We start from the raw sequence: 13,905 nt of genomic DNA on the forward strand, positions 1-13,905 counted from the left end.
GGCGGCACCTACGTCATCACCGCCATGGGCCAGCGGAGCGTGACCGCCACATGCAACGCCGGTGACTTCGCCACCGGTGGCGGGGCCCTGGCCACGAACGGCGACCTGGTCGAGACCTACCCGGCGAACGGCGGTCCTTCGACCTCCCCCACTGCGTGGACTGCCACCACCACAGCCAACAACCCGAACAACATCACCGCCTACGTCGTCTGCGTCGACACGACGCCGTAGGTTGCACCTGAAGGACGCGGTGCCCTCGAGGCTTCGGCCTCGGGGGCACTTTTGCTCATCGGGCGCGGCGAACGCCGGGGGAGCGGGCGGGCCTGGGGCTGCCGCCGGACACCGACGGGCGTCTACCAGGGCACGGGCGCCGGCCACACGACGTGGTGCGGCCGGGACATGGCCGTCGGTTTCACTTGGCGCCGCGCCCTGCCCTCGAAGAAGGTGCGGGGCTGGGGAGGGAACCCCGGAGTCGTTCGGGAACCCGGGAATACAGCGAGGAATCGACGGCGACGGCATGCCTCAGGAGCTTCATGGCCAGTTCGGGCTCGTCCGGGCTGAGCAGAATCCCCTCGTTCAAGAGCGCCGGCGTGAACGAGGGATCGATCTTCAGCGCACGGTCGTAATTCGTGCGGGCATCCGTCTTCTTGCCGTCCTGCTGGGCGATGACGCCCAGGTTGTACCAGGCGAACTTGTTGTGCGGGTCCAGCTTGAGCACGCGCTGGTAGGTGGTCGCTGCGCCCTTGGAGTCCTGGAGCTTTTGTTGCAGAAGACCGCCCTGTAGCAACGCGTTGGCTTGCTGGATGCGTGGGGACGTCGAAGGGACCTTGGCCTCTGGGAGTGCCGCTGGATCGGGCTGGAGTGCCCAGATGGTCACCCCGGTGGCGCCCGCCGCGGTCGCCGCGGCGAGCCCCATCCACAATTTTCCGGATTTCACTTGGCCACTTCTCGTACATGGTGAGCGACAGTTCAAAGCGGCGGATCTCGCGCTACCGCCGTGAGTGCCGAGGCTACGAGGCCGTTCGAATGAGTCGCCCGTATCACCGTCGAGCATGTTGCGCGGTCCACCCGAATGTACGTATCGGGCAGACGGTTCGTGGGAGCCTCTTTGCGTGTAGGTGGGGGACTGTCTACTGTCGCCTCTCGGTTGTTCGCCGCTGCAGAGTTGGATGGGACCAGTGAAGCCGACGATCTGCCTCAACATGATTGTCAAGAATGAGGCCCCGGTGATCCGGCGGTGCCTCGAATCGGTAAGGCCCTTGATCGACACCTGGGTCATCGTGGACACGGGCTCGACCGACGGCACCCAGGACGTCATTCGCGAGTTCTACCGAGATGTGCCCGGCGAACTGCACGAGCGCCCCTGGAAGGGATACGACGGCAGCCGTACGGAGGCGATCGAACTCGCCCGCCCGCACGCGGACTACCTGCTCTTCATCGATGGCGACGACGCGATGCGGCTGGAACCCGGGTTCCGGATGCCGGAGCTGACCTGTGATGCCTACCGGGTCGCACTGCATGACGGGCCCGTTGTCCACTGGCGTCCCGCGCTGGTGTCCACGCGGCTGCCGTGGCGTTACGTCGGTGTCCTGCACGAGTACCTCGAGTGCGATACGGCGTACACCCTCGCAACGCTCGAAGGCGCCGGTATCCGCAGTCTGCACGGTGGTGCGCGCGACAGGGAGCAGAGCGTCCGGGAGAAGTTCCTGCGCGACGCGGAGCTCCTCCAGCAGGGACTGATCAAGGAGCCCGGCAACGCCCGGTACGTCTTCTACCTGGCCCAGAGCTGGCGGGATGCCGAGGAGCCGGAGAAGGCCCTCGCAGCCTATGACCGCCGGGCAGCGATGGGAGGCTGGGCCGAAGAGGTCTTCTGTGCGCGTTTGTACGCGGCCCGGCTCGCGGAACAACTGCGACGGCCCTCGGCGGAGGTGATGGACCGCTACCTGAGGGCGTACGAGAGCCGGCCGTCACGGGCGGAGGGTCTCGGTGAGCTGGCCCGCCTGTGCCGCGTCGACGGCGGACGCTGGCCGCTCGCCTACGCGTTCGCCCGGCAGGCGGTCCGGATCCCGCGTCCGGACGACATCCTGTTCGTCGAGCCGGGCTGGTACGACTGGCAGGCGCTGGACGAACTCGCGGTCTCCGCCTACTGGGTCGGGGAGTACGAGGAGGCGAAGCGCTGCTGCGAACGCCTGCTCGAAGAGGGCAGACTTCCCGACGAGCATCAGGACCGAGTACGGCAGAACCTGGGGTTCGCACAGCTCAAGCTGGGCTCGAAGGAGCTCGTCGGAGTCTGATGCGGGGTGCGCCTGACGGGCGCGGGTCCGTGCAGTGCTCCGTCGGCGCGGCAGGGCCGGCTCCTTCAGGACCGGGCCGGACGGCAGTGGCGGGTTACGGTCCCACCGTCATCCTCTTGGGCAGGGCCCTCCCCGTCGCGCCGGCCGCCACCGGCAAACGTCAGGGCGCCCGGTCCGCGCGTCGCTGCGGGTGCGCGCGGACCGGGGCCGTCGGTGAGCCCTCGGCGAGGGCAAGGGGCCTCCGTACGGAGCGTCCTCCGTACGCAGTGCCTGCTGCACGAGGTTTCCTCGGTGCGGAGGGTTCTAATGGGCGGCGCCACTCAGCTTCTGCGGGTTCTCCCGCGCCGTCTGCGGCTTTCCCCGTACCGCTGCCGCCTGCGCGGCGGCGTGCGCGTCCATCCGCTCGGCCGCGAGGATGGCCGCCGCCGTGTCCGCCCGGGAGGCGGCGACGACGAGGGCCCGCCCGGCCAGTGCGTGGGCCCGCCGGTGCAGGGTCACCGGCTCGGCGACCGCGGCCACCGAGGTGCGGACGGGCGCGTGCCCGCCCCGCAGCCGGGACACCTGGGCGGCGAGCCGTTCGGCCGCCGCGTCCAGGCCGGCCTCCGGGGCCAGGGTGCGCAGCTCGTCCGTGACGGCGAGCAGCGCCGCGAGATGGCCCGCGAGCTGGATGTCCAGCTCCTCCTCGCGGGAGCGGTGGGGGAAGTCGGAGGTGGTGCCGGCCATCGTGGTGTGGACCGACTTGCTGCGGATCGGTTCGTACATGGGACGGCCTCCTGTGCTCTGACAGAAAGCATCCTACATTAGAACCCGTCTAAAGTTGAGTCGGCTCGCGGAACCGGTCCGTAAGGGAACCCAGCGTGAGCGTCAGGGCTGGCTGTAGCCGTCCAGGAAGGTGCCGATCCGGGTCACCGCGTCGCGCAGGTCGCCGGCCGTGGGCAGGGTGACGACGCGGAAGTGGTCGGGCTCGGGCCAGTTGAAGCCGGTGCCGTGGACGACCATGATCTTCTCGCGGCGCAGCAGGTCGAGCACCATCCGCCGGTCGTCCTTGATCTTGAAGACCTTGGGGTCCAGGCGCGGGAAGAGGTACAGCGCGCCCTTGGGGCGTACGCAGGTCACGCCGGGGATCTGCGTCAGCAGCTCGTGGGCGACGTCCATCTGCTCCTTGAGCCGCCCGCCGGGCAGGACCAGGTCGGTGATCGTCTGCCGCCCGCTGAGGGCCGCGACCACGCCGTGCTGCCCCGGCATGTTCGCGCACAGGCGCATGTTCGCCAGGATGGTCAGGCCCTCGATGTAGGAGTCGGCGTGGGCGCGCGGACCGGAGATCGCCATCCAGCCGACCCGGTAGCCCGCCACCCGGTACGCCTTGGACATCCCGTTGAAGGTGAGGGTCAGCAGGTCCGGGGCGACCGAGGCCGTCGGCGTGTGGGTGGCGCCGTCGTAGAGGATCTTGTCGTAGATCTCGTCGGAGCAGACGAGCAGGTTGTGCCGGCGGGCGATGTCGGTCAGGCCCTTGAGCAGGGCCGGGTCGTAGACCGCGCCGGTGGGGTTGTTCGGGTTGATGACGACGATCGCCTTGGTGCGGTCGGTGACCTTGCGTTCGATGTCGGCGAGGTCGGGCATCCAGTCGGACTGCTCGTCGCAGCGGTAGTGCACGGCGGTGCCGCCGGACAGCGAGACGGCGGCGGTCCACAGCGGGTAGTCCGGCGCCGGCACGAGGACCTCGTCGCCGTCGTCGAGCAGGGCCTGCATGGCCATCACGATCAGCTCGGAGACGCCGTTGCCGATGAAGACGTGCTCGACGTCGGTCTCGATGCCGAGCGTCTGGTTGTGCATGACGACCGCGCGCCGCGCCGCCAGCAGGCCCTTGGCGTCGCCGTAGCCGTGGGCGGTGGAGACGTTGCGGAGGATGTCCTCCAGGATCTCCGGCGGGCACTCGAAGCCGAACGCGGCCGGGTTGCCGGTGTTCAGCTTCAGGATGCGGTGACCGGCCGCCTCCAGCCGCATCGCCTCCTCGAGCACCGGTCCCCGGATCTCGTAACAGACGTTGGCGAGCTTGGTCGACTGGATCACCTGCATGTATGGGAGCTTACGGCCGGGTAACGGCCGGTGGCTCGTGTTTTCCGCCACTTGAGACACGCGGGCGGGCCGTCCGGGGGGTCCCGGCGCGGCCGCGGGCAGGGATTGCGGCCGGGTCGCGGCGGGACCGGGGCCGGGCGCCGTGCCGGGGTTCCGGCCGGGTGACGATCGCACGGCAGGGTGACGGCTTCTCGTCCGCTTCTTGTCCGCACCCCCGCCCGCCCATCACAATGCGCATGACAAGACAGGCGGCCGGAAGATCTCCGGTCGCTCACGTCTGAAGAGGGGACCCCCACATGAACAAGCCTCTCCTTGCCGCGCTCACGACCCTGGTGATCACCGGGGCGGGCGTGGCACCCGCGGCCGCCGCCACGGCCGGGAGCGCCGCGCCCGGCCGTGCGCGGACCGCGCACGCCGCGAAGGCCGTCGACTTCGCCGGCACCGTGGCGCTGAGCAACTGCTCCGGTTCGGTCATCCGCTTCCCCGCCTCCGCGGACAGCGACCCGGCGCTCGTGCTCAGCAACGGCCACTGCCTGGAGACCGGCTTCCCGTCGCCCGGCGAGGTCGTCGTCGGCCAGAGCTCCAGCCGCTCCTTCGGGCTGCTCAACTCCGCCGGCTCCCAGGTCGCGACCCTGCGCGCCAACCAGGTCGTCTACTCGACGATGACCGACACCGACGTCACGATCTACCAGCTCACCCGCACCTACGCGCAGATCAAGAGCTCCTACGGGATCAGCCCGCTCACCGTCAGCGACACCCACCCGGTCGCCGGCACCGCCATCAAGGTGGTCTCCGGCTACTGGAAGCGCACCTACAGCTGCAACGTCGACGGGTTCGTCTACCGGCTCAAGGAGGGCGGCTGGACCTGGAAGGACTCCGTCCGCTACACCTCCGCCTGCAACACCATCGGCGGCACGTCCGGCTCGCCCGTCGTCGACACCGCCACCGGCAAGGTCGTCGCCGTCAACAACACCGGCAACGAGGACGGTCAGCGCTGCACCGAGAACAACCCCTGCGAGGTCGACCAGAACGGCAACGTCACCGTCCGCCAGGGCATCAACTACGCCGAGGAGACCTACCAGATCCCGGCCTGCTTCACGACCGGCAACCGGCTTGACCTGAACGCGGCCGGCTGCGTCCTGCCCAAGCCGTAGCCCCCCTCGGGCGGTGGCGCGGCCGGGCGGTCACACCGCGGTGCGGCGGACCGCCCGGCCCGCCAGGACGTCCGTGCGCCGCCCGTCCTCGATCACGAACCGGCCGTCGATCAGGACGTACGGGATCCCGGTGGGCAGCGCGCGCGGCTGCTCGAAGGTCGACCCGGCCGCGACCGTGGCCGGGTCGAACAGGACCAGGTCGGCGCGGTACCCCTCGCGGACGAGCCCGCGGTCCGGCAGCCGCAGCCGGGCCGCCGGGCGGGAGGTGAGGTGCGCGACGCACTCCTCCAGGGGCAGCACCCCCAGCTCCCGCACGTACCGGCCGAGGTACTGCGGGAAGGTGCCGTAGGCGCGCGGGTGCGGCTTGGTGCCCTGGAGGATGCCGTCGGAACCGCCGGTGTGCACCCGGTGGCGCATGATCGCCCGTACGTTCTCCTCGTGGCCGACGTGCTGGAGGATCGTCGAGCCGAGCCGGTCACCGACCAGCAGGCGGCGCGCGACCGTCCAGGGGCTCTCGCCGCGCAGAGCCGCCGACCGGGCGACCGTCCGCCCGACGTACCCGGCGAACGCGGGATCGGCCACTCCGGAGATCTCGATGGTGTCCCACTCCACCGGCACCCCGTGGCAGCCGTCCGCGCCGGTGACCTCCAGGTGGTGGCGGATCCGCTCGGCGGTGTCCTCGTCGGCGAGCCGGTCGAGGATCTTCTCCGGGCCGCCCGCGCTCGCCCAGCTCGGCAGCAGCGCGACCAGGGTGGTGCAGCCCGGCGTGTAGGGATAGGTGTCGAGGGTGATGTCGGCGCCCGCCGCGAGCGCGTCGTCCAGCAGCGCCAGCAGCTCGGGCGCCCGGCCCTTGTTCGGGCCGAAGTTCATGGTGGCGTGCGCCAGGTGCAGCGGGCAGCCGGCCGCCCGGGTCAGGGCCACCATCTCCTCGTACGCCTGGAGCGCCCCGGCGCCGTAACTGCGGTGGTGGGGGCAGTAGTAGCCGCCGTGCGCGGCCACCACCCGGCACAGCTCGGTCAGTTCGGCGTCCTCGGCGTACATCCCGGGTGTGTAGGTGAGCCCGGAGGACATGCCGACCGCGCCCTGCTCCAGGCCCTCGGCGACCAGGCGGCGCATCAGGTCCAGCTCGTCCGGCGTGGCCGGGCGGTCCTCCCAGCCGACCGCGAGGGCGCGCACGGTGCCCTGCGGGATCAGGTAGGCCGCGTTGACGGCGATGCCCTGACCGCCGAAACCGTGGTCGAGCCGGTCCAGGTACCCGCCCACCGAGCGCCAGGTGAAGTCGATGTCGTCGCCGTGGCCGTTCCAGCCGGTGATCGCCCGGCGCACCTCGGCGAGCGTACGGTCGTCGACCGGCGCGTACGACAGCCCGTCCTGCCCGATCACCTCCAGGGTCACCCCCTGGGCGGCCTTCGCGCTGTGGTCGGGGTCGCGCAGCAGGGCCAGGTCGCTGTGCGCGTGCATGTCGATGAAGCCGGGGGAGAGGACCAGCCCCTCCGCGTCCAGCTCGCGCCGGGCCCGGGGCCGCGCGCAGCCGGCCGCCGCGGCCTCCTTGACGATCGACACGATCCGGCCGCCCTTGACCGCGACGTCCGCGCGGTAGGAGGGTGCGCCGGAGCCGTCCACGACGTCCGCGTCACGGATGACGAGGTCGGTGAGATCGGCCAGCTCGACCGGATCCATGGGTGACTCCCCTTCTCGGCGTCTGGGTTCCCGGCCCGCGGGGGCCCGGCCTCTAGAAGAACGTACGGATGTAGTCGACGACCGTGCCGTCCGCCCCGGCCACCGGGATCAGCTGCCACTTGTCGAAGGAGGTGCACGGATGGGACAGGCCGAGACCGATCCAGTCGCCGACCGCCAGGTCCGCCTCCGGGTCCGTGCCCAGCCAGGTGTGCTGGTCGGACAGGCCGGTCACGGTGATGCCGGTCGCGGGGCGTTCGGCGCCGTCGCGGCGGACCACCTGGGCGAAGGGCAGGTCGAGGTCGTAGGCCGCGTCCCGCTTGCCCGCGTTGGCGAAGGCCTGCCCGTCGGCGGGCCGGGAGACGACCTGCGCCCACAGGCGGAAGGCGGGCTCCAGGGCACCCTCCTGCGGGACCCGGTTGAACGGGGTGATCTCCCGGTAGTGGCCGTCGTCGTGCGAGACGTACGCGCCCGAGCGCAGCAGCTTCAGCACCGGCCCGGACAGCTCCGGGATCTCGCCGAACACGTCGGCGACCGCGTCGAACCAGGCGCTGCCGCCCGCGCTCACCACGATCTCCTCCGCCCCCGCGAACCGGCCCGCCTTGTCGAACTCCACGGCCAGACCGACCAGCCGGCGCAGCCACGCCGTCACCCGCTCCGGATCCGCCCGCGGCACCTCGCCCTCGTACCCGGCGACCCCGGCCAGCCGCAGGGTGTCCGTGGCCGCGACCGCGTCGGCGACCGCCGCGCACTCCGCCTCGGTACGGACCCCGGTGCGCGCGCCCTCGCCCGCGCCCAGCTCCACGACCACGTCGAGCGGGCGCCCGGCACCGGCCTCGCGCAGCACCGCGTCCATCAGCCGCACACCGTGTACGGAGTCGACGTAGCAGACGAGCCGGAAGGCGGGATCGGCGGCGAGTTCGGCGGCGACCCAGCGCAGCGCGGCCGGGTCCACCAGCTCGTTGGCCAGGAAGACGCGCCGGAAGCCGAACGCCCGCGCCACGCGCACCTGGTGCGGCACCGCGAGGGTGATGCCCCAGGCGCCGTGCTCCAGCTGGCGCTGGAAGAGCTGGGGGGCCATGGACGTCTTGCCGTGCGGGGCGAAGGCGAGGCCGTGCCGGGCCGCGTAGGTCTCCATCAGCTTCAGGTTGTGCTCCAGGCGCTCGGCCGACAGCGCGAGCACGGGCGTGGTGAAGCCGCCGGTGAACAGGTTGCGGCGCTCGGCCGTCAGCTCGCCGACGGTCAGCCCGTCCGCGTCCGGCGGGAGCCCCTTGAACCGGTGGTCGACGCGTTCCTCGGCCAGGCGTGCGAGCGCCTCGGTACCCATGGAGCCTCCCTGATCGGTCGCGTTGCATATTTTGCAACGCTCATTGCACAGACCGCTTGATGCTGTCTAACATCTCGGCCACGCGAGGTCAACGAAACGCCCCGCGCCCCGCATCCCCCACCGAGGAGCTACGAGCATCGTGACCGCCACCGGACCCCGCAATGGCACCGGCGACGTGGACGTCGTCGCGCTCGGCGAGTCCATGGTCACCTTCCTGCCCTCCCGCCCCGGCCGCCTCGCCGACGTCCCCGCCTTCACCCGCGCCATCGGCGGCGCCGAGTCCAACGTGGCCTGCATGCTCGCCGCCGCCGGACACTCCGCGCGCTGGGTGAGCCGGGTCGGCGCCGACGGCTTCGGCGACCACCTGCTGGAGACCATCGGGGCGTACGGCGTCGACGTGACGTCCGTACGGCGCGATCCGCACCGCCCGACCGGCATCTACTTCCGCACCGCGGGGGACCGGGCCACCGACGCCCACGAGGTGGCCTACTACCGGGCCGGGTCCGCGGCCTCCGCGATGGCCGCCGGCACCGTGGACGAGTCGGCCCTGCGCGCCTGCCGAGTGCTGCACCTGTCCGGCATCACGGCGGCCCTGTCCACCGGCTGCCTCGAACTGCTGCGCGAGCTGACCGCGCCCCGCCCCGGCCGCCCCCTCGTCTCCTTCGACGTCAACCACCGGCCCGGCCTGTGGCGCACCGGCGCGGGCGCGTCCGGGGACGAGAGCGGCGGCGGTGGCCAAGGCAGCGGTGGCGACGGTGGCAGCGGTGGCGCCCGCGTCCTGCTGGAACTGGCCCGCGGCGCCGACCTCGTCTTCGTCGGCGAGGACGAGGCCGAGGCGGCCTGGGGCACCACCGGCGGCCCCGGCGCCATCCGCGACCTGCTGCCCGAACCCGCCGTCCTGGTGGTCAAGCAGGGCGCCGAGGGAGCCACCGCCTTCCACCCCGGCGGCAGCACCTCCGTCCCCTCCCTCCGCGTCGACGTCGTCGCGCCCGTCGGCGCCGGGGACGCCTTCGCCGCCGGGTTCCTCTCCGCGACCCTGCGCGGCCTGCCCGTACGCGACCGCCTCCGGCACGGCCACCTCATGGCCGCCGCCGCGCTCACCGTCCCCGGCGACCTCGCCGTGCCCGCCCCCCGCGGCCACGCCGACCGGCTGGCCGCCCTCGACGAGGCCGCTTGGGGGAGACTGCGTCTGGGCCCCGGCTGGACGCGCACCGCTGAAGGGGCCGAGGAGGAGGTACGTACGCCATGAGCCAGACCGTCGACCGCGCGCTGAGCATCCTGCCGCTGCTCGCCGAGGGGCCCGCCGACCTCGGACGGGTAGCCGACCGCCTCGGCGTCCACAAGTCCACCGCGCTCAGGCTGTTGCGCACCCTGCACGAACACGGCCTGGTCTACCGCCAGTCCGACCAGCGCTACCGGCTCGGCGCCCGCCTCTTCTCCCTCGCCCAGGAGGCGATGGAGAACCTCGACATCCGCGAGATCGCCCACCCCCACCTGGTGCGCCTCAACGAGACCTGCGGCCACACCGTGCACCTCGCCGTCTACGAGGAGAACGAGGTGCTGTACATCGACAAGGTGGAGAGCCGCTACCCGGTGCGCATGTACTCGCGGATCGGCAAACCGGTCGCGATCACCGTCGCCGCCGTCGCCAAGCTGCTCCTCGCCGACCTGCCCGAGGCCGAGCGGCGCGCGATCGCCGAGAAGCTCGACTACCCCCTGTACACGGCCCGTTCGACCCCCCACGCCGCCGCCTTCCTCAAGGAACTGGCGACGGTGCGCGAACAGGGCTGGGCCACCGACCTCGGCGGCCACGAGGAGTCCATCAACTGCGTCGGCGCCCCCATCCGCGGCGCCGACGGCCGGGTGGTGGCCGCGATGTCGGTCTCCGCGCCGAACGTCGTCGTCACCGCCGACGAACTCCTCACCCTGCTCCCGCTGGTGCGCCGTACCGCGGACGCCGTCAGCGGCGAGTACTCCGGGAGAACCCCCGTACCCACCCCCGCAACCACACCGGACAGGGACACCGCATGACCGACAAGACCGCGCTCACCCCGAAGACCCACACCGTGCCGCCCGCCAAGTTCTCCCACGGGGTGAAGAAGGGCAACATCCTCCAGGTCGCCGGCCAGGTCGGCTTCCTGCCCCACGAGGAGGGCAAGGCCCCCACGCCGGCCGGCCCCACCCTGCGCGAGCAGACCCTCCAGACCCTCGCCAACGTCAAGGCGATCCTCGAAGAGGGCGGCGCGGGCTGGGACGACGTGATGATGCTCCGCGTCTACCTCACCGACGTGGACCACTTCGCCGAGATGAACGACATCTACAACGCCTACTTCGAGGAGCAGGGCCTCACCCAGCCGCCCGCCGCGCGCACCACGGTCTACGTCGGCCTGCCCGCGGGTCTCCTCATCGAGATCGACGCGCTCGCCGTCCTCGGCTGACGCCTCTTCCCGACCCCCGCACCACCGCACACCCCTTCACGGCGCGGCGCCCCCTCCCCTTCGGGCGCCGCGCCGCGATCCTCCCTGCCCGAAAGCTGTATGTACTTACCCAGAGGACCCCCGTATGTCCCACCCGCTCGCCGCGGCAGCCCCGCAGTCACCCCCGCACACCGGCGGTCTGCTCCTCCTCGTCGACGGCACGACCGGCCTGCTGCTCGTGGCCGGGATCGGCATCGCACTGCTGCTGTTCCTGATCATCAAGACGCGGCTCCAGCCGTTCGTCGCGCTGCTGGCCGTCTCCATAGCCGTCGGCCTGCTGGCCGGCCTGTCGGTCACCGAGCTCTTCGGCACCGTGCAGCGCTCCGACGCCGTCTCCACCATCGAGTCCGGCATGGGCGGCATCCTCGGCCACGTCGCCATCATCATCGGCCTGGGCACCATGCTCGGCGCCATCCTGGAGGTCAGCGGCGGAGCGGAGGTCCTGGCCTCCCGGCTCCTGGGTCTCTTCGGGGAGAAGCGCGCCCCGCTCGCCATGGGCCTGACCGGCCTCATCTTCGGCATCCCGGTCTTCTTCGACGTGGGCATCTTCGTCCTGGCGCCCCTCGTCTACGCCGCCGCCAAGCGGGGCGGCAAGTCGGTCGTCCTGTACTGCATGCCGCTGCTGGCGGGCCTGTCCATGACCCACGCCTTCCTGCCGCCCCACCCCGGCCCGGTGGCCGCCGCCGGACTGCTGCACGTGCAGCTCGGCTGGATCATCCTCATGGGCGTCGTCTGCGGCATCCCGGCGGTGCTGGCCGCCTGGGCGTACTCGGCGTGGATCGGCAAGCGCGTCTTCGTCGAGGTGCCGCAGGACATGGTCGAGGCGGCCGAGGAGGCCAAGCGGGCGGTCCTGGCCGAGCAGCGGGCCTCCGGGGTGGAGCCGCGGGAGGCGCCGGTGCCGCTCGGCGCGGTCCTCGGCATCATCGGCACCCCGCTCGTCCTGATCCTCGCGGCCACCTTCTCCTCCATCGCCCTCGACCCGTCCACCGGGCGGTCGGTGATCGAGTTCTTCGGCCACCCGTTCGTGGCGCTCAGCATCGCCCTGCTGCTGGCCTACTACCTGCTGGGCATCCGCCGCGGCTGGTCGCGCAAGTCGCTGGAGACCGTCTCGACGGCGTCGCTGAAGCCGGTCGGCAACATCCTGCTGGTCGTCGGCGCGGGCGGGGTCTTCGGCGCCGTCCTCAAGGCGAGCGGCGTCGCCCAGGCCCTCTCGGACACCTTCAACGGCGTCGGCCTGCCGGTGATCGTGCTGTCCTACCTGATCTCTGTGGTGCTGCGGGTGGCGCAGGGCTCGGCGACCGTCGCCATCGTGACGACGGCGGGCATCGTCGCCCCGCTGCTGTCCGAGGGGCACCACTCGCAGGCCTTCGTGGCCCTGGTCATCATGGCGATCTCCGCCGGTTCGATCTTCGCCTCGCACGTCAACGACGGCGGCTTCTGGATGGTGGCGAAGTACTTCGGCATCAGTGAGCGGGACACGCTGAAGACGTGGACGGTCCTGGAGAGCGTCCTTTCGCTCGCGGGCTTCGCGGTGGCGGCGGTGCTGAGCCTGTTCGTATGAGCGGTGCCGGTGTGTCCGAGCGGTGCCGGGCGTGTGAGCAGTGCCGGTGTCTCTGAACGGCGCCTGTTCGTGTGAGCGGCGCCTGTTCGTGTGAGCGGTCGCCGGACGGACGTACGCCCGTCCGGCCCGCGTCGGCGGGCCGGTTGTAGGAGTCTGATAACGAAGTAGGGGCTGGCTGTCCCCGGCACAGGATCGTCGACCATACTGCCCGCTGTGGAGCAGCGCATAGGTTCGAGCAGCCAGCCCCTGAAGAGCGAGCCCGTGAAGGGCGCCGGATTCGATCCGGCGTTCGTCCCCGGCCTCACCTCACCCGTGCCCGCCCAGGACGCGGCACCGGAGGAGCCCGGGACGACACCTCCGGCGGACGGGACGGCCCCGGCCGGGCCGGCGGGCGGGGCCCGGGGAGCGGCCCCGGACGAGTCCGGCGATCCCGCGGAGTCCGCCGAGTCGGCCGAGTCGCCCGGGGGCGGGACGTCCTCGCAGGAGGCGGAGGCTCCCGACGGCCCGGTCTTCGAGGCCGCCGACCGCCGGGCCCGGATCGTCGCCGACCACCGGGGCGTGCGCCTCGCCCTGGACGACCAGGACTGCGAGTTCCGCTGGGACGAGATCGGCGCCGTCGAGACGGCGACCTCCCGCTTCGGCAAGCGGTTCACCGTCGTCGTCCACACTCCCGACCGCCGCTGGTACCCCATCGAGATCGAGGCCCCGGCGCGGTCCCGCTTCGGTGTGTGGGAGGCGGAGCTGGACGCGGTGCTGGACGCCTACTTCGAGGACGGAGAGGCGGACGGCGAGGAGACCGGGGTGGCGGAGAAGGCCGAACCCGAAGAGGCCGAGGCCGAGTCCAAGACCGAGTCCGAGGCCGAGTCCGAGGCCGAGTCCAAGCCCGGCTCGCAGCACGAGGACTGACGGGCGGTCGAGGGCGCGTACGGCCCCGGCGACCCGCCCGGGGGCCGTACGCCCTCGACCGGATCGCCGGGACCGCCCTCACCGCGACCGGTGTCAGGGCGCCGCCCAGTCCGACGAGCGCCACCCCGGCGGCCCCGCCCGCGACGGCGGCCCGCCGCCGTGACCTGAGCCGCCGCCCCCGCCTCTCGCCGCCGCCCCGCCCCATGCGCCCTCCTGCGGCGTCCGCGCCCTCCTGTGGCGCCCTCACCTCCTTGATGCGGTGAGCCCCCCGCAATGTTTCACCGGGCGGACAACGGGCCGTGCGGCCGGGACACGAAGAAGTGGGGGGGCGGGGGGGGGGGGGCCGCCCCGCGGGGGGGGGGGGGGGCTTTTTAAAAAAAAAAAAACCCCCCACACCCCCGGAATAGAGGATAGGGGGGGGATCTGGTAATTT

At 71.9% G+C, this 13,905-nt stretch carries 13 protein-coding genes; 8 read left to right on the forward strand and 5 right to left on the reverse strand.

The window, feature by feature from the left end; genetic code table 11:
- The first annotated feature begins 39 nt into the window (after positions 1 to 39).
- Positions 40 to 231 carry a hypothetical protein gene (locus ACFC02_RS15065; protein WP_376356593.1) on the forward strand — a complete coding sequence of 64 codons (192 nt, stop codon included), beginning with the start codon at positions 40 to 42 and terminating at the stop codon, positions 229 to 231.
- A gap of 181 nt (positions 232 to 412) precedes the next feature.
- On the opposite strand, the gene ACFC02_RS15070 is transcribed toward ACFC02_RS15065, so the two are convergent.
- A complete protein-coding gene (locus tag ACFC02_RS15070) occupies positions 413 to 937 on the reverse strand; it encodes a tetratricopeptide repeat protein (RefSeq protein WP_376356595.1) in 525 nt (174 codons plus the stop codon).
- Between the two features lie 265 nt (positions 938 to 1,202).
- Between ACFC02_RS15070 and ACFC02_RS15075 the strand changes: the two genes are divergently transcribed.
- Entirely contained in the window at positions 1,203 to 2,294 is a 1,092-nt protein-coding gene (locus ACFC02_RS15075; RefSeq protein WP_376356597.1) for a glycosyltransferase, read from the forward strand.
- Positions 2,295 to 2,597: 303 nt separating this feature from the next.
- Here the strand turns inward: ACFC02_RS15075 and ACFC02_RS15080 are convergent, their stop codons facing one another.
- Positions 2,598 to 3,056 (reverse strand): hypothetical protein, encoded by a 459-nt coding sequence (locus ACFC02_RS15080; protein ID WP_376356599.1) that lies wholly within the window; start codon positions 3,054 to 3,056, stop codon positions 2,598 to 2,600.
- A gap of 102 nt (positions 3,057 to 3,158) precedes the next feature.
- Positions 3,159 to 4,370, reverse strand: coding sequence for a pyridoxal phosphate-dependent aminotransferase (locus tag ACFC02_RS15085; RefSeq protein ID WP_376356600.1), 1,212 nt, complete (start codon positions 4,368 to 4,370; stop codon positions 3,159 to 3,161).
- 296 nt (positions 4,371 to 4,666) lie between these two features.
- Between ACFC02_RS15085 and ACFC02_RS15090 the strand changes: the two genes are divergently transcribed.
- Positions 4,667 to 5,524: a serine protease gene (locus ACFC02_RS15090; RefSeq protein ID WP_376356602.1), complete on the forward strand. Its 858-nt coding sequence runs from the start codon at positions 4,667 to 4,669 to the stop codon at positions 5,522 to 5,524.
- 30 nt (positions 5,525 to 5,554) lie between these two features.
- Here the strand turns inward: ACFC02_RS15090 and ACFC02_RS15095 are convergent, their stop codons facing one another.
- Together ACFC02_RS15095 and ACFC02_RS15100 are read right to left on the reverse strand one after the other, a co-directional pair.
- Positions 5,555 to 7,204 (reverse strand): amidohydrolase family protein, encoded by a 1,650-nt coding sequence (locus ACFC02_RS15095; RefSeq protein WP_376356604.1) that lies wholly within the window; start codon positions 7,202 to 7,204, stop codon positions 5,555 to 5,557.
- Positions 7,205 to 7,256: 52 nt separating this feature from the next.
- The gene (locus ACFC02_RS15100; protein ID WP_376356606.1) at positions 7,257 to 8,528 is read right to left on the reverse strand and encodes an amino acid deaminase; all 1,272 of its coding nucleotides are present in this window, start codon (positions 8,526 to 8,528) and stop codon (positions 7,257 to 7,259) included.
- A gap of 139 nt (positions 8,529 to 8,667) precedes the next feature.
- On the opposite strand from ACFC02_RS15100, the gene ACFC02_RS15105 reads away from it, so the two are divergent.
- The 5 genes from ACFC02_RS15105 to ACFC02_RS15125 all read left to right on the forward strand — a co-directional run bounded on the left by ACFC02_RS15105 (position 8,668) and on the right by ACFC02_RS15125 (position 13,472).
- Positions 8,668 to 9,777, forward strand: a complete 1,110-nt coding sequence (locus tag ACFC02_RS15105) for a sugar kinase (protein WP_376356608.1) — start codon at positions 8,668 to 8,670, stop codon at positions 9,775 to 9,777.
- Positions 9,774 to 10,559, forward strand: coding sequence for an IclR family transcriptional regulator (locus ACFC02_RS15110; protein WP_360976109.1), 786 nt, complete (start codon positions 9,774 to 9,776; stop codon positions 10,557 to 10,559). Before ACFC02_RS15105 ends, ACFC02_RS15110 begins: the two co-directional genes overlap by 4 nt.
- Positions 10,556 to 10,966, forward strand: coding sequence for a RidA family protein (locus ACFC02_RS15115; protein WP_360976107.1), 411 nt, complete (start codon positions 10,556 to 10,558; stop codon positions 10,964 to 10,966). Before ACFC02_RS15110 ends, ACFC02_RS15115 begins: the two co-directional genes overlap by 4 nt.
- Before the next feature lie 124 nt (positions 10,967 to 11,090).
- The gene (locus ACFC02_RS15120; protein ID WP_376356611.1) at positions 11,091 to 12,566 is read left to right on the forward strand and encodes a GntP family permease; all 1,476 of its coding nucleotides are present in this window, start codon (positions 11,091 to 11,093) and stop codon (positions 12,564 to 12,566) included.
- 213 nt (positions 12,567 to 12,779) lie between these two features.
- On the forward strand, positions 12,780 to 13,472 hold the full coding sequence (locus tag ACFC02_RS15125; RefSeq protein ID WP_376356613.1) for a hypothetical protein: 693 nt from the start codon (positions 12,780 to 12,782) through the stop codon (positions 13,470 to 13,472).
- Positions 13,473 to 13,905 lie beyond the last annotated feature (433 nt).

Origin of the sequence: Streptomyces sp. NPDC056160, from assembly GCF_042268205.1 — a bacterium.
Lineage (GTDB): Bacteria > Actinomycetota > Actinomycetes > Streptomycetales > Streptomycetaceae > Streptomyces.